Here is a 17733-nt window from a genome sequence, read left to right on the forward strand (position 1 = left end):
TGGAAAAACAACTCTGTTTGAAATCTTAGACTTAATAGAGATATCAACGGAGCAACTTCCAGTGGCTTCGTAAAATATGAACCAAGGGAAGTTTTATTTAAATATACAAAAATACAGACTTTTACTCGAATATTTGAAAAAGCGTTATTGTGAGTTTCTCTCTTGAAAATTACAATTTTTAAAATTGACATAACACTTCACACACCATATACTGTTAACAACAGTATACTGTCATTAACAGTATTAATCGTAATTCATTCTAGGAGGAAGATCCATGAAACATACAGGAAGACATACAGGTGCATTTCTTTTGTTATTTTTAGCTGAGGGTGATAACTATGGCGGGCAATTACTGCAAAAGTGCGAGGAAGAACTTCCCGTCAATCCAATCGATAGCGCCATTTTATATCGTACGCTAAAAAAATTAGAAAACGAAGGTGCGATTGAATCTTATGTAAGTACAGATTATCAAGACAAACCGAGAAAGATGTACAAAATTACGTCTGCTGGAAAAGAACAACTGGCAGATTTTCAAATGGATATTGAAGAAAAAATGAAGAACTTATCCTTTTTCCTGGGCAAATATAAAGACTTACAGGAATCCGATCATGATTAACGGCGTCATCCTTTACACTTTTGCCATTATCCTTACTGGGATTTCTTTTATGAAGGACCGCAAGAAAACGAAAGATGCTTTAATGAAGTCATGGAACACATTTCGCAATCTTCTCCCTGCGATGCTCTCCATCATGCTTTTTGTTGGCTTATCGCTTTCTATATTAACGCCGTCCTTTATCTCTTCTATTATCGGGGAGCAATCAGGGTTTATCGGCATTGTGTATTCAGCAATACTCGGCTCCGTTGCACTTATTCCAAGCTTTGTCGTGTTTCCTCTTGGAAATACATTAGTCCAACACGGCGCAGGCCTACCTCAAGTTGCGGCACTTATGTCTACACTCATGTCAGTAGGACTTACAACTTTACCGATAGAACAAAAGATATTTGGGCGAAGCTTTGCTTACGCACGTAATGCAGCCGCTTTGCTCATGTCTCTTCTATTCTCCTATATCATTTGGATGGTGATGGTATGAAAGAACTAAAAAGATATCGCTTCTTTTTCGTCTTACTACTCGGGCTTTTTGTATTAACTTTTATAAATCAATCTTTAGGGTGGAGTGCATTACAACTAACAGGGAATAGCATTTTAGATATGCTGTTTCTCCTCCCCCCTGTCTTACTATTTGTAGGGCTACTTGATCAGTGGGTGAAAAAAGAAACACTCATGAAATATATGGGCAAAAAATCAGGTATATACGGAATCTTATTTTCTCTATTATTAGGAGGCATTGCAGCTGGTCCCCTCTACGTCGCCTTTCCAATCGCAGCACTACTATTAAAAAAAGGCGCAAGCATTCGGTACATCGTATTTTTCTTAGGCGTTTGGACAACTGCGAAATTGCCAATTCTCGTGTATGAATTTTCTTCATTTGGAGCTACTTTTACACTCATTCATATTGGTTTCGGTCTAGTATTCTTCTATATTATGGGGCTTATTTTTGAGAGGTTTTATGATCAGGAAGAGTTGCTTCGGTATGATGTTACGGAGGAAATGTAAAAGACATCTTTAATCATAAAGATGTCTTTTTATATAAACCTTAATTTTCGTTCTGTAAAACCCCTGCTACCTTTACTCCCTTTTTCTCTTCTTTTAAGAACAACGATACGATAAAAGCAACAACGATAAAGATTAATCCAAGTGCAAATGCACCTTGGAATCCAGATGTTAAACCGTTTAACTTCTCTACTGGGTCCATTGGATTTGCAGAGCTTTCCATATAGCTAGCTGTTCCTGAAGACATTTTTGAAATAAAGATAGCCGTACCAATTGCCCCAGCTACTTGCTGCAGAGTATTAAACAACGCTGTTCCGTGCGGATATAGGTCTGGTGTTAATTGATTTAAACCGTATGTTTGTGCTGTCATGACAAACATGAGTCCAACCATTAATACGCTGTGCATAATAATAATTTGTAACATTGATGTGTCAGGCGTAATGCCTTTAAATAAGAACATTGCAATCCCTACTAACACAATGCCGGGAATGATAATAACTTTCGGACTAAATTTATCGAATAGTTTACCTGCAATTGGTCCCATTATAGCGCTAATAATACTTCCCGGAAGCATGATAATTCCTGATTTAAAAGCTGTAACGAGTAAAACTGTTTGCAAGAACATCGGTAATAAGGTCATCGTTGAAAATAAGGACATCATCACAATGACAATTAATCCAACTGATAATGTAAACATCGGAACTTTAAATGCGCGTAATTCTAAAATTGGATTCTCAATTTTTAATTGTCAAACGACAAAAATACATAATGAGATAAGCCCAACAATTAAAGTGCCATATACTTTCGCATCGGACCATCCTAAGTCACCTGATGCACTAAAGCTATACACAAACCCGCCAAATCCTAATGTCGATAAAAGGATAGATGGATAATCTACTTTTGGTCTTGTTAACTCTGAAACATTTTGAATGTACTTCATTCCAATCATAATTGAAATGATCACGATAGGAATAACAATATAGAATAACCAGCGCCAATTTAATGAATCCACAATTACTCCAGATAATGTAGGGCCAATTGCTGGAGCTGCCATCATCACAAGTGCGATTAATCCCATTGTGGCACCACGTTTTTCAGGCGGACAAATAATTAAAATCGTATTCATTAATAACGGTGAAATTAACCCCGTCGCTACAGCTTGGACGATACGGCCAATTAATAAAACAGAAAATGTCGGTGCAAATCCCGCAATTAATGTACCAGCTAAAAACGTTACCATAGCGATCAAAAACATCTGTCTCGTTGTAAGCCATTGCTGAAGTAACGCTGTAATTGGGACTAAAACCCCAACCACCAACATGTATGCTGTAGAAAGCCATTGAATCGTTGAAGCTGTTACACCGAATTCTTTCATTAATACTGTTAACGCATTACCAAGTAACGTTTCGTTTAATAATGCAACCATTGCCCCTAAAAGTAATGCAATTAAAATGGGGGTATGTTTCATATTAGAAGTATCAACTTTGCCACTTGCAGGGCTCTTAGTTGTCATATTCATTTGCAGATTCTCCTCCTGTTTCTTACTTAAAAAACTTTAAATATACCTAAACACATGTAATATAATATACATATGTAGATTAAAAAGGGAGAATCAATTTTCAGCCACTGTATATTTAATCTACAAAAAAGGAGAATTGTAGATGAACGATAATGAAAAACAAATTGATTTACGTATTAGACGTACACATAAATTACTATGGGATTCCTTATTTGAATTAATGACGCAATCAAAACAGAAATATAGTACCATCACGATTAACCAAATATGTGATCGCGCGATGGTACACCGAACAACCTTTTATAAACACTTTGAAGATAAAGATGCTTTATTAGCCTTTGGATTTAAACGATACAGCAAGATGATTGCTGAAATACCCGTTTCAGATCGATTAAGTAAACCATTTCAAGTAATGGAACAATTTCTACACCATGAAGAACTCGGTAAAATATTAGAGACGCAAATGTCTGATGAACAATTTATTAACCGGACACAGTATTTAAGTCACGAAACGAGAAAACAAGAAATAGAAGCGTTATATCAACTGCGCAAAAATCATACGATGCCAAATGATTTAATCATTGAATTTTATTCAGGGGCAATCACCTCATTAAGCGCATGGTGGTTTAAAAATGAAAGAAAAGTTTCCGCTGCTGAAATGGATAGGTATCTCCACCAACTTATTAACCAAGATATTTTTCAGTTTGAAGAGGAATAAGACTACACCTTTTCAATCATGCAATCAAATTGACCCAAAAATAGGAATATGATATATTTTCCGTAGAATACTATATAAGTGTAACAGCGAATAAATTGGCATATAATAAAAAGAAGAGATGCGCTAACATCTCTTCCTTAACTGCTACCGTATAGGGTGGTGGTTATTATACGTTATTATTTTTTGCGAAACCCACCCTTTTGCTTCCTACGGCGCGGAGTGGGTTTTTTGTTGTCCTTACCCAGAAGTTGCTTCCGCAAAAAATACGCTGAAACTTCGCACATAGTCGCTTTGACAAACTCTTTTACAAGGTCAAACAAAAAGTCCATATTATCCCCCCCTTTCCTTCCAAATAGAAAGAAGGGATAACCACCCACCCTCACAATACGCAGTTGACTTTATTTTATCAAATGATTGTAAAGATATTATGTAAATAAAACAAATGAAATTTTATATAGAAAAATATGAGTTTATATTATTTTCATTCTCTTCACTTAGATTACTTACTGCACATAGTCATACAGATTTTTCGCTAACAACAAACAAGTTACGGTAATGAAAAGGGCGCGAACATACCCGCTTCCTTTTTTTATAGCAAATCTGGAGCCGGCGATTCCTCCAGCAATTTGAGCAATTCCCATTATGAATCCATACACATAGTTTACTTGACCTACATACATAAACATGAACAATGCACCAACGTTACTTCCTAAATTAAGAAACTTCGCCGTACCTGCTGCTTTTAAAAAATCATACCCAATAAATAAAAGAGCAAACATTAAAAATGAACCTGTACCAGGGCCTAGAAATCCATCATAAAAACCAATAACAAAAATAAAAAAAGTAAAAATAATGACGTGTCGACCAGACAATTTTTTATGAGTGGAAATACTTCCCCAATCCTTTTTGAATATCGTATAAATAGCGACCACACCAAGCATGATCAGCATTAATGGCTTCAGTACTTCTGGATTCATTAAATGAACGGTCCATGCCCCTATTATGGAACCTATGAAAGTGATTGGAAATAATTTAAACGCCGATTTCAAATCAAGATTACCAGAACGATAAAACACAATATTACTAGTGGCACTTCCCATTGTCGATGCTAATTTATTTGTGGCTACTGCACTTGCTGGATTCAATCCTGTAAATAATAAAGCTGGTAAGGCGATGAGTCCGCCACCACCTACAACTGAATCAATAAATGCAGCTACAAATCCAAAAACAATCAAAATCATTAATACAGATGGGTCTAAATAAAAATCCATACTAGTAGCCTCCCCTTTAGTCACTATTGTAATAGTAACTATCAATTTGCTAAATGTAAAGAGTTATTGTAACGTTGAAATATAACAGCAAACATCGGAGGACAAAAAAGTGGACTACATAGTGCAACAGCTTAAAAAAATGGGTTTTAATGAATATGAAGCTAAATCTTATGTATCTCTTGTTAAACAGGGGCCTGTCACAGCCTACCAAGTGAGTAAAGATTCGGGTGTCCCTAGAGCGCGAATTTATGAGATTTTAGGTAACCTTGTAGAAAAAGGAATTGTCATGAAGGAAGAAATAAATGACACCACTCGCTATTCACCCCTACCCGTTGAAATCTTTTTACAGAAGGCTCAATCAGAATGGCAGTCTACTTATGAAGGAATTAGCGATTCATTAAAAAAACTAGAAACTTCCGAGGAAAAAACGGATAATCGAGTCATTACTTTAAAAGACAATCAAACAATCATTAGCTACTGTCAAACATTAATAAAAAAAGCAGAACGACGTATTGTCATTTCGATGTGGGATGAAATGTATGAAGCGTTAAAAGAGGACCTAGCTGAGGTAGCTGATAAAGTCACAGTACAAGGCATTACCTTGCATGTTGAAAATCCTATTAAAAATCTAGAAGCCCATCGTATAACAACTTATACAGAAACCCTCTCTACAGGGCATTGGTTTATTTTATCAATAGATTCTAAAGAAATGATTTATGGCCCATCACTTGAAGAGCGTAATATTGCTTTTTATACAGATGACCCCGTTCATATATACTTATTAGAGGATTATGTATGGCATGATGTTTTAGTAAATCGACTTGTCCGACGTAGCCAAGATGACTTGGAGCAATGGATTACTGCGGAGAGACGATCTTTCTTTATGGGGAAATAAGGAACATACTATTCCATAAATCCCATGAAGTTCAGGGCGCCAAACTACGAGATACTTTCAGCAAGATCCTTCAAGAATTACGAGTAGATACAAATGCAGATCCACTTGCGAAATTCATTGTATATGAACTGGCACTAGATAAAACTAACTTTGAATTAGTAAAAGTTTTGACGGAAGAATTAGCATTGCTTCAAACGGCGCTTCAAAGAGTCCCACCAGCTAATAAACATGTACAAGAGCAAATCAATAAATTTGCGTATTTAACCTAATAAAAATAGCCGACTCTAGTCGGCTATTTTTAATTACATTTATTTATGCAGACATTGTCACTTTCTCTTTGCGGAAAATCCCCATTAATCCACCAATTAATAAAAGCACAGCAGGTAAAATATAAATGAAAGAAATACAAATAAATCCTCCAATTGCAGCGATTGTCATCATCGCACCACCAACTTTTGCTTTACTTTTTACCATAACGGATCCAACAATACCTAGAATTGATAATGCGACCGCTGCCCAGCCTAAACCAATTACATTACTCGCTCCTTCTGCCTCCATAGCAGAAGCAACTCCCCCAATAAATAAAGCAATACATGCACATAAAATACCGAAAATACCACCAATAAGTCCTAATACAAATTCTGTTGTACGTTTCATTTTAAATCTCCTACCCTTTCTTTATTTCATTCCCATTTGCGCTTTGCTCGTAGCAAGTTTTTGTCCATCTTTTTCCGTAAAGGTAACATTGAAATTCGCTCCAAGGTCACCATTAACATTTTTTGTCCAACTAGCAATAATCATTTTAATATCCCCAGCTTGGGACTCCGCTTTATTATCCGGTTCTCCAAACTTCGCGACCACATCTTCGTATTTCTCCCCACCTGCTCCAGTTAAAGAATCGCCTACCTTAATCGCTTCTACATCAGCTGCTGTAACTTTCTTTTTACTTTCTTTATTCTCTTTCTTCGCTTCCTGCTTCGGCTCTTCTTTTTTCTCATTAGAAGCTTCCTTAGTAGCATCATCACATGCAACTAAACTTAACGCTACAGCACTACCTAAAACCAACACCCCTAGCTTCTTTAACATTTTAATAGCCTCCTATTAAGCATAATGTAAGATTACCAAGCCTATCTTAGCAAAGAAAACATCCAGAATTTGTCACATCATGTCGTAGTACATAAAAAAAGAGCAATGATGAACATTACTCCTCTGTTAACGAGATAAACGCTTCTCCCACTCTCTCACCTTTTCAATTGTTACATCTAATTTCTTAGCCACTTCCTCTATACTCATTCCTTTAAAGAGCATTCCAGCTGCCGAAAGTGCTTTATCAATTTCTTCTTGCTTCTCCTGTTCATATAAGCGACCTACTTTTGTCATCCGTAACCACTCCTTTACTTTTTTATATGCCCTCTTCTATTTCATCATTCTCCTCCCACAAACCGACCAAACTCCTTCATAAACCGCAGCTTAAAACTCCCCACAGGTCCATTCCGATGCTTCGCCACATGAATCTCCGTCATCTCTTTCTGCTTCGTTTCCTTATCGTAATAATCTTCGCGATACATAAGCATAATGACATCCGCATCTTGCTCAATTTGCCCTGTCTCTCTTAAATCAGATAAAAGAGGACGCTTATCTTGACGCGACTCTACAGAACGAGACAATTGCGACAATGCTACTACACAAACATTTAACTCACGTGCTAATAACTTAAGTTTACGAGAAATCTCACTAATCTCTTGAAAACGATTGCCCTTATGCTTCGGATCGCCCGTAATAAGCTGCAAATAATCTACAATAATTAAAACCTTTTTATCACCGTGCTTCCTCTTTAACTTACGAGTTTGCATCCAAATATCTTGCACCGTAACCCCTGCATTGTCGTAAATCTCAAGAGGTAACTCACCAATCTCCGCAAACGCCTTACTCATCCTTTCCCAGTCTTCCATCGCAAAACGATGCTTCGGATTTTTCAGCCTACCTCCTGACACTTCACCTACGCAAGAAGCTACCCTTTTCAATAATTGCTTACTACTCATCTCTAACGAAAACAACCCAACCGCCGCGCCAGACTTCGCCGCATGCAGTCCAACATTTAGCGCAAACGCTGTCTTCCCCATCGAAGGACGCGCACCAAGGACAACAAAATCACCTTCCTGCAATCCGCACGTCATTTTATTTAGCGATGTATAACCCGTCTCAATACCAGTAATCTCTTTCGCATCTTGATGAAGCTCTTCATATAAATCAACTAGCGCATCCTTCAAATCAAACTCACATACACAGTCCTTCTCCTCTAACTCACAAAGTGCCGTAATCGTCTCACCAATAATTTTCTCACTCTTCTCTGCAATAAGACGCTCTCCCATCTTGTGCCCAAGAACACCCGCCTGATACATTTTCCAGGCACCTCGAACAAGCCCCTCATAATAAGAGAAGTTGGCAGTTGTAGGCACACCATCCATTAACCCTATAAAATACTCCATTCCCCCGATCCCCTTCAAAAACTTCGGATCCACTCTAGAAGTGAACGTCACAAGATCAATCGGTTGTCCCTCATCTTCCATCTTTCGCATTAACTGAAATATAGACTTATGCACCGGCATAGAAAAATACTGCTCCGTCAAACGGCACTCCTTAATAAGCTCTCCATCAAGTAATAGAGAGCCTAACACCGTCTTTTCCGCCTCCACATTTTGAATACTCATGGACGCCACCCGCGCTCCGCTAAAAAGCGCTGCAACTCTTCCTCAGACGGCGTATTCTTCTCCCACTCCTCACACCTCGCCAAAAACTCCTCCGTCTCCCCCGTACTAACAGACGACCCCTTCTTCCGGAAATTCGCAGCATCCGCCTCAACCTCACACACTTTCGTAAACCCTTTCCCGTACCAACCACGCAAAATCCCCTTCACATAAGCCATCTTCCGATTTTTATTCTCATACGAAATTTGAAGAGCCTTCAGCACCAACTCCTCTGACAAATCATTCATCCATGCATTCAATTCCTCCACCGTAAAAGGAGACAAACTACCAAAATGTTGCTCATAAAACGTGAACACCTTACTTCCCGTCTCTTCCTGAACAACCTCTTCTTCCTCTGCCTCCTCACAAGCCGGCTCTACATCATCCATAGCCAAATCACCAGGCATACCGAAATGCGCTAACAGCATCGGAACATTCATCTCCTCCTCCGCACACTTCTGAAGAAACATATGTACAAACTCCTTATTCTTCACACCCTTAAGCTCACGAAGCACACACTTCTCCACATTCGTATTTGTTACCGGATTATAACGAAGCCAATTCAAAACGAATAACTCCCGCGTATCCGCATCATAAAGAATCTTTCCATAATCAACAAAGCGTTGCACAAGCTTATCAACAGTCTCCCGATTATAACCCGTCTCCATCTCAGCTAACCGCTTCGGAAAAGGAAAAATCCCACACTGCGTCGTCTTCGAACAAGTTAATAAATAAACATAAAAATACCGCTCCTCCGGCGTCAAATCCAAAACAAAATCATCCTGCCAAAAATTCACCTGTACAGTACGATACACCGCCATCCCAATTCCTCCCGTCCTAATTCAAAAATGAAAATTTCCTCTTTGTACTATATATAGGAAGGAGGGCTGGGTTTTTGGCGTGTTATTTCAAAATTTTTTTCGACTCCTACTACGGTGTTTGTTGGTGTTTTTATTTTGTTATGTTTTTTCTTAGTGATTTATTACTTGGTAGGGGCTTGTAAGGGGCTTAGGAGGGGCTAGTTATCGGTTACTTCGATTAGGAAGATTCGATCTGAGAAGCCGCCTCTTTCTTCTGCTTTCTTTTTACGGATGTTGTTGATTTCTTTTAGTGTTGTGCCTTCGTGTTCGGCTAGGGCGTTTATTAGTTCTAGTAGGTCGGAGAGTTCTTCGAGTTTATGTTCCTTTGTTGTTGCTTCTAGATATTCGGTTAGTTCTTCTTCTGTTTTTTTGCAGATTTCTTTTATGTATTCTTCTTCGGGTAGAATTCTTGTTGTGGGTGTTTTTCCGTTGGATTTTATTATTTGTGGGATTTTGTTTCGGATTAGTTTGTTGTAGGTTGGCATGGGATTTCCCTCCGTTTGGTTTTTCTTCTATTATAATGGAAAAGCAGTTTAACTAGGTGTTAAACTGCTGCATTGCTTCTTTTATATAGTTTTCTTCTTCGGTTGTGAAGAGAGCTGGGAATTCGGATAGTGGGAGGTTTGATTTTTGGATTATATCCTCTATATCGCTTTGGGGTGTATCAAGATAATTCGTTACTTCTTCTATTACATTGAAAAATTCCTTCAAGGTAACTTGAACGTCTTGATGACCCGGATCTTTCTCTTCTACCTTATACTTTTTCAACTTCCCTATCACATCCATAAATCGCTGTTCAAACTTTTCTTTTAGTTCCTTATTATTATAAAACGCTCGAACACTATCCGTTGAAAAGTGTTCCTCTAGCCATTCCTTATTTTCTTTCTCCCATATAAAAGTTTGCAAAAACGAAGAAAACAAAGCGACATCCACTCGTTTCTCCTTTTGAAACTTCTTCGTCATCTCATCCATATGCGAAAGCACCTTCGCAATCCTTTCTTGCTCCGCCAAAAGCAATTCCCTTTGAAAATGCATCTGTCTTAAAAAATCTTCAGTCTCTACATTCCGCTGTAATATAATATTTTGAATTTCCCCAAGCGAAAAACCGAGATGCTTAAACGATTGAATTTGCTGTAGCACATACAAATCATCTTTCGTATATAACCGATGCCCACCCTCAGTATAATCGCTCGGCTTTAATAAATTAATCTTGTCATAATAACGAAGCGTCCGCACCGTAACATCCCCAACACTTGCAAACTCACTAATCACCCACGCCATATCATCACCTACTCCGCTAACTTCTCTTTCACATACTGAAGCATATGAGAAAAACTCATCTCATTCTGCTGACAATAGTGAAACAAACCTACAACAAGTAATAAAAAAGGAACATTCCCTCTATACCGATTTTCATACTCGCTAATACCATCATAAAAGTACTCATACTTTCTTTTTCGTAAAACAATATAAATAGCAATAAACAACACTGCAATCATGATAAAAATTCGCTTTCCCCTTATCTCCACTTCTTTTTTCATCACCTATTCTCCTTCACCGCATACTTATCTTCTTTAAATAACGGAATTCGAATGAAATAACAATATGGCTCGTCGCGTATTACTTTCCACACAACAATGATCACTTGAACTACCTCAAAGGCAAATACAATCCAAAACAAAACATCACTAATACGCGAACTAATATTAAATAAAAGAAAGATTAACAAATGAAAGTTGAATGCCTTTCGGCAATGATATTTGTACACCTCATTTTTCCGTGCCAGCGTGATGTACATGAGTAGTGGCGAAAAGATTCCTATTGCGGCTGAGAGTAGTAGCATGATGATGGTGTTTCTTTTTTCTTTTGTGGTGGTTTTCATGAGTGGTTTGGTCCCCCCTTTTTGATTTGTCTTCTTTAGGTTAGGGGGTGACGTTGGGGGAGGTGCAAGGGGAATGTATATAAGAGATTGATTGATACCGATATAGGTAAAATTAGACTTTTACCTTGACAGGGTGGAGGTCATCATTTAAGATTCACATCCATGTTATTTATAAATAAAAAGAAGAGCATATATCTCATATACTCTTCTTCCCATAGCTAATAATACAATTTATCCGACTAATATTTATCTAATCTATTTCATAATTACATCTCTCATTTTTAAAAATCTCTCCACTTCACCTAAAACTCCCATCGTTCCTGGAATATCAATTCTCCCTTGTCCATCCTCCACTCTATAATCCCTCACCACAGCAACCGTCATATATCGCCCATTACCAAATTTAGGTTTCTCTACATTAAAAGAATAATTATGACTCCGTTCGATTAGCGCTTTACTCCACTTATCTCTAAGTTCTTTTCTTCTATGCTTATCAGCAACATATATTTTAAAGCATAAACGCCCTTCTTCTAACTGCAAATACTGCTTACAATTATTATCTTCGTGTTCATTCCACCATAAGGCATAGAACCCACCATTCGGATTAGCTACATACCCATATTGACCTTTGATCCCGCGTTGCTTTAGCTCCTCATAAAATCCTTCCCAAGCTTCACCTTTCCACTCACTTAGCGGAAGTGTCTTATATGAATTATATTTTTGATCTATTTCTCTTAAATAAAAATAGTAATCTAAAAATATTTGATCTTGAACTCCTCTATCTATATTTTCTTGTAAAAATTCAAGCATTTGTTTTCTTGTAAACAACATATACTTTGCATCAATAACTGCTGAATAATCACTTTGATTACCTATTTTATAATAGATAGGCAACAGGTCATGTTTTTCATATTTTTTAAATTTCATTACATCTTCATAATAACGTTTCAGTTGATTAGAATGTTCTTTTGTATACGTTTTATCTTCAATTAAAATAGCCTGATTACCGTTAATTTCAATAAGTATATCTAAACCTTTAAATTGTTTCGTAATCTTAATTTCTTTAATAGCAGCTGGAAAGGTCTTTTTATGTAAATCATATATTCTTCTAATAAAACCTATACTGGCTTCATATAAGCATTCATCAGTTTCTTTATAGACTGGATTCGCCCACTCTGCTAGCCAACAAATAAAAGCATCTTGCGACAACTCACTTGTTCCATGTGAAAATAAATTTGGTCTCTTATTCATTATTTAATCCCCTTTTACTACTCCCTAACATTTAGTACCTCTAAAACTTCCTTAAACAACACCGAACCCCTACCAACAGCCAACTCCAAAGGAACTTCCTTAACTCGCCCATCTCTCCTCACCATAACAACCCCATTCTCATAATCAACCCAAATCTGAACATCCTGCACATAATAACTCTTAATAGAAGAGGCCTCATCTAAGTTGTTATGATCCAACTCAACCTTAACCTGCTTCGTAAAGCGACGTAGCGTTTTCCAAAGAGTTCTTTCTTCTTTTGATTTCATGAAGAGTTCTGGGAGTTCTTGTACTTCTTTTAATAACGACATAGTTGTTATTGTGTATGTTTGAATGCCATATCCTACTGGGCGGATGAGATGGTCTAGTTTTTTCCATGGTTCTAGTTCGAAATGTACATAATTATCGTTTTGTTGCATTTGAATGTTCTTGATTTTAGCTACGTATTGAATTCCACCTTTTTCTCCGTACCATTTTTTCGGTGCATATAATGCTATGTACTTCGCTTCTTGCCATCCTGGTTTTAGCTGTTTGATTAGTAATTGATATACGCCATTCTTTCTATACGTTTCATAATCACTTTCAGTTTTCACGCTGCCCACTAATACTTTTTCTTCTAGTGATGAATGCCATTCTTCTTTTGTCCCTCTTGGGAGAATACCTTCTTTTATAATTTCTTCTGGGCTTTTTTCAATGAGATGATCTAGAAATTGTTCGACTAGTCTTGTTGCATTTGGTAAGAATGGAAAGCCACCGATATTTACTTTTTCAATACTTTTATAAAATGGATGGTTCTCGTACGCTCCCTCTTGGTTCCATGGGAATAATACGTACGCTCCGTAAGCTGTCCGCTCAAAAGGTCCATCTTGTTCCACAACTAATGCATCTCTGTAGCGGTGCATTGTATTAATGTCTTCTTCCATTGGGCCAGGAGTACCATACTTCTTTTTATAATGAGACCTTTCAGCAAAATCAATTCGGTATTTCGCATCAAAAATGTATTGATATTGATAGCTCTTTCCCTTTTTCTCTATAGCGAGCATCGTATCTGGCTTTTGTGTAACTGTTGGCAGTCTACCGTTCCTTTTCTGGAAATACAGTTCTATTACTTCACCAGTGACTGGATGCTTGAACGTTCTTTTTGCAGTTTTACTTTCATCAAGCGTTACGTATAAACCATCTTGTTTAACTTGAATAACATCTTGATGAAGCGGTATATATTTTTTAGATAGAATTTGTCCGAGTTTTAAATACGTCCAGTATTCGTATAACCTTGCGACATCTTTTACCGACATTTTGAAAATTTGTCCTCGTAATGTTAAACCTCGCGATAGCATTAAGAAGATTTGATACGCATCTCGATAGCCTGCAGCCATTTGAATAACGAGTGAAAAGACTGAGCGATCTAATTTTCCGATTCCGCTCCAAAATGGATCGTTCAATTCATTTTTCATTCGATACTTCATATTTTTTACACGCTCTAGCAAATCTTCATCAGTTACACCACGTGTATATTTAGACTTTGGCTCTAGCGCCTTAAGTAAATCATCTATTTGATGTACGACTCTTTGAATCATCCATTTAACAAATCGATTTTCCAGCGTATCATAAGAAACTTCCTTATAAGCTGTAATCCCTTTAGTCGGTATACTTTTTTCTCCTTGCAGCAAGTGTGGTCGCTTTCGCAAATAGTTCATTCCGACAGAATCCAGTTTATGAATTTTTTCTCCTCTTACAAGTTGATGTCTAGTCATAAGCATATGATGGGGTTGTCTTTTTATATGAGAAATCGACTTCATAAATCGCTCAAAGGAATCATTTAAAATACGATAGAACTCACTCTTCGATGGATTTGTAGCATAAATTGCAGATGCTCCTAAATAAGTTCTTTTTAGTAAATGAAATGCTAAATTATAGATTTCATCATTTACTTCATTTAATAAAGCTCTGTAATCATCCTTATAATCCAGTTTTGCCGGGAAAACTTCAAATGTTATGGTTAATAAAGTATCTTGATCATCTTTAATTTCAAATGTTGTATTTCCTACTTCATTTGGAAACGAAAGATTCCCCATTAACACATGAAGTGACCCCATTTGAATAGAACTAACTTGTTTTCGAAAACCCGGATGTTCATGATAAAAAGAGAGCTGCTTATTATTTTTCGGAACAACAACAAGCTGATAACTTCTATTCTCAAAAAAGATTGGCGGGTGTTCGTTCCATTCGTCTAACCCCTGCAATCTCGCATCAAATACAGAAACGGATTCCGTCTTCCCATCTACATGAAAATACATCATTTCATCCGCGTTCATAGCGTGATATTCTTTTAAGCTCTCATATTTTTCATGATAAGGATTTCCTTTAATCGTCAATGATAGTTCATCTGTTTCAATCTTAACTAGCTCCATTTCATTATTAGATCCAGAAAGAGGTGAAACCATCATACTCGAACCTCCTTAACATATGAGACAGCTTGTTCGCTGAACGAGGATATTTAGCATATGAAGCGTCATTATTACCGCTATCATATTCTTCATTTGCACATAATACATACAACTGTTTTAATACCTCTTCTGTTCTTCCATCGCTTCCTGCAAGACGCGGTAAAATCTTTTGATATATTTGATAATCAAGCGCTTCATCAAACGATAATAGCTTTCCTTGTTCGTTGTATGCCATATAGAAACAAATTTCATCTCGTATACGATACCCAACTTGAGCTCCAACTGATTCAAGTGTTTTATTTATTTCTATTAAAATAGTTGAGATATTTCTCACAAGATCTTCGTTTTCTTTAAAGCATTCTTTTAAATGAAGATACTTGGTTGCTAAAGAGCTATTTGAAGCAATTTCAGCTTCTTTCTCTTCCATATCCATTAAAAAATTAAAATAATCTAAGTTAACGGTATTAAATTCAATTGTATTCGCACGGTCTAATACTTTTTTACTTAACGGATGTGTCGTTTCATCCATATTTACCGTTCCTATAATATATATATTTGATGGAATCGTAATGTGCTTATTCGTAATTGATTCTGGAAGTACTGGTGATGTAACAATTTTTCCATCTTTCCATTTACGACTTTCAATTACACTTAAAAAATCACTAAAGTAGTATTCCACTCGAGCTAAATTCATCTCGTCCAACACTACAAAATACGGTCTATTTGGATTTGCATCTGCAGCTTTAAGCACCTTAATTAACGGTCTGTCTTGAAACTCCCCTTGAAGGTTCACATACCCAAGCAAATCAGAACTATCACTCCAATCAGGTCGAACCGGAATAAGTGTAAATTGTCCATTCTCTTCCGTAGCTCCTAAACTCTCCGCAAACCACTGAACAATTTTCGTTTTCCCTGTACCTGAAATACCTGATAAAATTACAAATGGCTTTGTTTTTAATGAAAGGAAGAAATTAATAAGATCCTTTTTCTCATAAAAGAAACCTTTACTTTGAATATAAGAGGACACATGATCGATAATTGATTGTTGATCTAAATGAACTTCTTTCCTCTCAGAACTTGCTTCATACTTAATACCTTTCTCTTTATAGTTAATGAATCCCTCATAGTAGTGAAGCATTTCTTTTAAATCTTCTACTAACTCAACCTCAACTGGCATTTTGTTCACATCGTATACAATGTAGGCAGCTGTTGAATTTGCATAATCCATCGCTCTTGAACTTGTACCAAGGAAAATATTATCGTCTTTCTTCACCTTTTTAGACATATATATATGTTGACGAACTTCTTGCTTAATCTTCTCCATTTCTTCGTTAGGCGTATCTTTTACCCCTTGTCCTATAGTTAGATACAATCTTTTCATATCTTCACTAAATAAATAAACGATATAGTATCCCCTCTGAGTCGATTTGGTAATATCCTTATTCATAATAGCAATCCACGGAATAGATGCCCAATTCCCTTGTCCAACCGAGCCAGTAACGATGTGCTTACTGTCATTCATAAAAGGTAAACACTTAATTTCTGTCGTTATGTCCTTTCGAACCAATTCAGCCAATTTATGCCCTTTTGCACTCCCCTTTTTTGCATCTAGATAACCGTCCATTATCCTTAAAAATCCTTCACGTAAATTACTGTTCATACTACCGCCCTTTTCCCCATCATCTTTTACATATTGTTCAACAGAAATCCATTCATCATTAACTAGTCCCGCTTGTTCAAGCCAATCTAGTAAATTATTCGTACGCCGCCTCGCTACCGATTCAACCATCAAATTATCCCCTAATGAATTCCGGACAATTGTCATTCCCAAATCAACTAGAGCTAATTTCTTTTCATTCTTTGAATACTTCTCTAACAATCCAAGAACAAATAAAGCATGACGGAAATATTCTTGTTTTAAAACTAACTGTGCCATGTAGCTTTTCTTATCTTCCGATTGAACACATTCGCTTAATAGCAACTGATTCATTTCATGAGATTCATTCAAAAAGCCCAACAATCTTAAATCTTGGCGCGCATTAGATTTCACTCTATATAAACTTTCATCCGTTTGTTCACGTAACGTACTTGGATTATATGTACCATTCATGATCTCTTCTAAAAAGAGCATGACTTTATCGTATTTTTCGCTTGGTAGATTATCGGTTTTGAATTCTTTAAATGTAATAGCTCCCGATTCTTTTACATCCACAAATGGAAGCTGTGAAAAGAAAGCTACCAAGAAAGTATTACATTCACACGCTTGTCCAAAATCTTCACTATTTACTGTACGCATAGCGATAAATTTTCTCCAAGCATCCTTAAGAATTTCAAAACTCACTTTAAAATAAGGTGATGCTTCCTCTTCATATTGCTCACGTAAAAATTTAGCTTCAACGTATAATCTTTCATCATCTTTATTTATAACCAAATAAGTTTTATCACCATTTATATCTTCAACCTGCTCCGTTAATTTAGCCAATTCAATTATGAGTTGCTCTAACATTTTCATC

General features: G+C 36.7%; 20 protein-coding genes and 1 pseudogene. 6 read left to right on the plus strand and 15 right to left on the minus strand.

Features of this window, described 5'->3' with window-relative positions:
- Positions 1-274: 274 nt before the first annotated feature.
- Genes QCI47_RS23130 through QCI47_RS23140 form a run of 3 tightly spaced genes read left to right on the plus strand, consistent with a single transcriptional unit; the run spans position 275 to position 1615 of the window.
- Positions 275-616: a PadR family transcriptional regulator gene (locus tag QCI47_RS23130; RefSeq protein WP_000683196.1), complete on the plus strand. Its 342-nt coding sequence runs from the start codon at positions 275-277 to the stop codon at positions 614-616.
- Positions 609-1091, plus strand: a complete 483-nt coding sequence (locus tag QCI47_RS23135; RefSeq protein ID WP_353811964.1) for a hypothetical protein — start codon at positions 609-611, stop codon at positions 1089-1091. The genes QCI47_RS23130 and QCI47_RS23135 overlap by 8 nt, the downstream gene beginning before the upstream one ends.
- Positions 1088-1615, plus strand: a complete 528-nt coding sequence (locus tag QCI47_RS23140; RefSeq protein ID WP_309422363.1) for a permease — start codon at positions 1088-1090, stop codon at positions 1613-1615. The genes QCI47_RS23135 and QCI47_RS23140 overlap by 4 nt, the downstream gene beginning before the upstream one ends.
- A 40-nt stretch (positions 1616-1655) precedes the next feature.
- Here the strand turns inward: QCI47_RS23140 and QCI47_RS23145 are convergent.
- Positions 1656-3131: pseudogene (locus QCI47_RS23145) on the minus strand (MDR family MFS transporter).
- A 142-nt stretch (positions 3132-3273) separates the two neighbouring features.
- Here QCI47_RS23145 and QCI47_RS23150 point away from each other — a divergent pair.
- Positions 3274-3849 carry a TetR/AcrR family transcriptional regulator gene (locus tag QCI47_RS23150; RefSeq protein WP_270691660.1) on the plus strand — a complete coding sequence of 192 codons (576 nt, stop codon included), beginning with the start codon at positions 3274-3276 and terminating at the stop codon, positions 3847-3849.
- 176 nt (positions 3850-4025) lie between these two features.
- Here the strand turns inward: QCI47_RS23150 and QCI47_RS23155 are convergent, their stop codons facing one another.
- Positions 4026-4178, minus strand: a complete 153-nt coding sequence (locus QCI47_RS23155; RefSeq protein ID WP_098947137.1) for a hypothetical protein — start codon at positions 4176-4178, stop codon at positions 4026-4028.
- Positions 4179-4352: 174 nt separating this feature from the next.
- Positions 4353-5120 (minus strand): TSUP family transporter, encoded by a 768-nt coding sequence (locus tag QCI47_RS23160; RefSeq protein ID WP_000348442.1) that lies wholly within the window; start codon positions 5118-5120, stop codon positions 4353-4355.
- A gap of 109 nt (positions 5121-5229) precedes the next feature.
- Between QCI47_RS23160 and QCI47_RS23165 the strand changes: the two genes are divergently transcribed.
- Both QCI47_RS23165 and QCI47_RS23170 read left to right on the plus strand, forming a co-directional pair.
- A complete protein-coding gene (locus QCI47_RS23165) occupies positions 5230-6015 on the plus strand; it encodes a TrmB family transcriptional regulator (RefSeq protein ID WP_000384631.1) in 786 nt (261 codons plus the stop codon).
- Positions 5973-6284 carry a hypothetical protein gene (locus QCI47_RS23170; RefSeq protein WP_076868644.1) on the plus strand — a complete coding sequence of 104 codons (312 nt, stop codon included), beginning with the start codon at positions 5973-5975 and terminating at the stop codon, positions 6282-6284. The genes QCI47_RS23165 and QCI47_RS23170 overlap by 43 nt, the downstream gene beginning before the upstream one ends.
- A gap of 43 nt (positions 6285-6327) precedes the next feature.
- Here the strand turns inward: QCI47_RS23170 and QCI47_RS23175 are convergent, their stop codons facing one another.
- From QCI47_RS23175 to QCI47_RS23230, 12 genes are all read right to left on the minus strand, one after another.
- Positions 6328-6672 carry a DUF4064 domain-containing protein gene (locus QCI47_RS23175; protein ID WP_061131442.1) on the minus strand — a complete coding sequence of 115 codons (345 nt, stop codon included), beginning with the start codon at positions 6670-6672 and terminating at the stop codon, positions 6328-6330.
- A 21-nt stretch (positions 6673-6693) separates the two neighbouring features.
- Positions 6694-7101, minus strand: coding sequence for a DUF3862 domain-containing protein (locus tag QCI47_RS23180; RefSeq protein ID WP_061185626.1), 408 nt, complete (start codon positions 7099-7101; stop codon positions 6694-6696).
- A 126-nt stretch (positions 7102-7227) separates the two neighbouring features.
- The gene (locus tag QCI47_RS23185) at positions 7228-7395 is read right to left on the minus strand and encodes a MerR family transcriptional regulator (RefSeq protein ID WP_061131440.1); all 168 of its coding nucleotides are present in this window, start codon (positions 7393-7395) and stop codon (positions 7228-7230) included.
- A gap of 44 nt (positions 7396-7439) precedes the next feature.
- On the minus strand, positions 7440-8726 hold the full coding sequence (gene dnaB / locus QCI47_RS23190; RefSeq protein WP_242290709.1) for a replicative DNA helicase: 1287 nt from the start codon (positions 8724-8726) through the stop codon (positions 7440-7442).
- Positions 8723-9583: a DnaD domain-containing protein gene (locus QCI47_RS23195; protein ID WP_000312197.1), complete on the minus strand. Its 861-nt coding sequence runs from the start codon at positions 9581-9583 to the stop codon at positions 8723-8725. Before QCI47_RS23195 ends, dnaB begins: the two co-directional genes overlap by 4 nt.
- Positions 9584-9780: 197 nt before the next feature.
- Positions 9781-10107 carry a nucleoside triphosphate pyrophosphohydrolase gene (locus QCI47_RS23200; RefSeq protein ID WP_076875424.1) on the minus strand — a complete coding sequence of 109 codons (327 nt, stop codon included), beginning with the start codon at positions 10105-10107 and terminating at the stop codon, positions 9781-9783.
- 52 nt (positions 10108-10159) lie between these two features.
- Positions 10160-10903 (minus strand): MerR family transcriptional regulator, encoded by a 744-nt coding sequence (locus QCI47_RS23205; RefSeq protein WP_353811965.1) that lies wholly within the window; start codon positions 10901-10903, stop codon positions 10160-10162.
- Positions 10904-10911: 8 nt separating this feature from the next.
- Positions 10912-11163, minus strand: coding sequence for a hypothetical protein (locus tag QCI47_RS23210; protein ID WP_309422366.1), 252 nt, complete (start codon positions 11161-11163; stop codon positions 10912-10914).
- Positions 11163-11504 (minus strand): magnetosome magnetite crystal formation protein family, encoded by a 342-nt coding sequence (locus tag QCI47_RS23215; protein ID WP_309422367.1) that lies wholly within the window; start codon positions 11502-11504, stop codon positions 11163-11165. Before QCI47_RS23215 ends, QCI47_RS23210 begins: the two co-directional genes overlap by 1 nt.
- Positions 11505-11759: 255 nt before the next feature.
- The gene (locus QCI47_RS23220; RefSeq protein WP_001042634.1) at positions 11760-12755 is read right to left on the minus strand and encodes a PD-(D/E)XK nuclease family protein; all 996 of its coding nucleotides are present in this window, start codon (positions 12753-12755) and stop codon (positions 11760-11762) included.
- Positions 12756-12772: 17 nt separating this feature from the next.
- Positions 12773-15217, minus strand: a complete 2445-nt coding sequence (locus QCI47_RS23225; RefSeq protein WP_309422412.1) for a DUF2357 domain-containing protein — start codon at positions 15215-15217, stop codon at positions 12773-12775.
- A complete protein-coding gene (locus QCI47_RS23230; RefSeq protein ID WP_309422368.1) occupies positions 15192-17726 on the minus strand; it encodes an McrB family protein in 2535 nt (844 codons plus the stop codon). The genes QCI47_RS23225 and QCI47_RS23230 overlap by 26 nt, the downstream gene beginning before the upstream one ends.
- Positions 17727-17733: the final 7 nt, after the last annotated feature.

It is taken from the genome of Bacillus cereus group sp. RP29, assembly GCF_040459765.1.
In the GTDB taxonomy this organism is placed as follows: domain Bacteria; phylum Bacillota; class Bacilli; order Bacillales; family Bacillaceae_G; genus Bacillus_A; species Bacillus_A paranthracis.

What these genes read in the sequence shown, in the direction of transcription:
- QCI47_RS23130 (WP_000683196.1), top strand. Translation starts at nt 275, where the DNA reads ATGAAACATACAGGAAGACATACAGGTGCATTTCTTTTGTTATTTTTA.
- QCI47_RS23135 (WP_353811964.1), top strand. Translation starts at nt 609, where the DNA reads ATGATTAACGGCGTCATCCTTTACACTTTTGCCATTATCCTTACTGGG.
- QCI47_RS23225 (WP_309422412.1), bottom strand. Translation starts at nt 15,217, where the DNA reads ATGGTTTCACCTCTTTCTGGATCTAATAATGAAATGGAGCTAGTTAAG.
- QCI47_RS23180 (WP_061185626.1), bottom strand. Translation starts at nt 7,101, where the DNA reads ATGTTAAAGAAGCTAGGGGTGTTGGTTTTAGGTAGTGCTGTAGCGTTA.
- QCI47_RS23230 (WP_309422368.1), bottom strand. Translation starts at nt 17,726, where the DNA reads ATGTTAGAGCAACTCATAATTGAATTGGCTAAATTAACGGAGCAGGTT.
- QCI47_RS23205 (WP_353811965.1), bottom strand. Translation starts at nt 10,903, where the DNA reads ATGGCGTGGGTGATTAGTGAGTTTGCAAGTGTTGGGGATGTTACGGTG.
- QCI47_RS23220 (WP_001042634.1), bottom strand. Translation starts at nt 12,755, where the DNA reads ATGAATAAGAGACCAAATTTATTTTCACATGGAACAAGTGAGTTGTCG.
- QCI47_RS23200 (WP_076875424.1), bottom strand. Translation starts at nt 10,107, where the DNA reads ATGCCAACCTACAACAAACTAATCCGAAACAAAATCCCACAAATAATA.
- QCI47_RS23210 (WP_309422366.1), bottom strand. Translation starts at nt 11,163, where the DNA reads ATGAAAAAAGAAGTGGAGATAAGGGGAAAGCGAATTTTTATCATGATT.
- QCI47_RS23185 (WP_061131440.1), bottom strand. Translation starts at nt 7,395, where the DNA reads ATGACAAAAGTAGGTCGCTTATATGAACAGGAGAAGCAAGAAGAAATT.
- QCI47_RS23150 (WP_270691660.1), top strand. Translation starts at nt 3,274, where the DNA reads ATGAACGATAATGAAAAACAAATTGATTTACGTATTAGACGTACACAT.
- QCI47_RS23170 (WP_076868644.1), top strand. Translation starts at nt 5,973, where the DNA reads ATGGATTACTGCGGAGAGACGATCTTTCTTTATGGGGAAATAAGGAAC.
- QCI47_RS23160 (WP_000348442.1), bottom strand. Translation starts at nt 5,120, where the DNA reads ATGGATTTTTATTTAGACCCATCTGTATTAATGATTTTGATTGTTTTT.
- QCI47_RS23155 (WP_098947137.1), bottom strand. Translation starts at nt 4,178, where the DNA reads ATGGACTTTTTGTTTGACCTTGTAAAAGAGTTTGTCAAAGCGACTATG.
- QCI47_RS23215 (WP_309422367.1), bottom strand. Translation starts at nt 11,504, where the DNA reads ATGAAAACCACCACAAAAGAAAAAAGAAACACCATCATCATGCTACTA.
- QCI47_RS23175 (WP_061131442.1), bottom strand. Translation starts at nt 6,672, where the DNA reads ATGAAACGTACAACAGAATTTGTATTAGGACTTATTGGTGGTATTTTC.
- dnaB (WP_242290709.1), bottom strand. Translation starts at nt 8,726, where the DNA reads ATGAGTATTCAAAATGTGGAGGCGGAAAAGACGGTGTTAGGCTCTCTA.
- QCI47_RS23195 (WP_000312197.1), bottom strand. Translation starts at nt 9,583, where the DNA reads ATGGCGGTGTATCGTACTGTACAGGTGAATTTTTGGCAGGATGATTTT.
- QCI47_RS23140 (WP_309422363.1), top strand. Translation starts at nt 1,088, where the DNA reads ATGAAAGAACTAAAAAGATATCGCTTCTTTTTCGTCTTACTACTCGGG.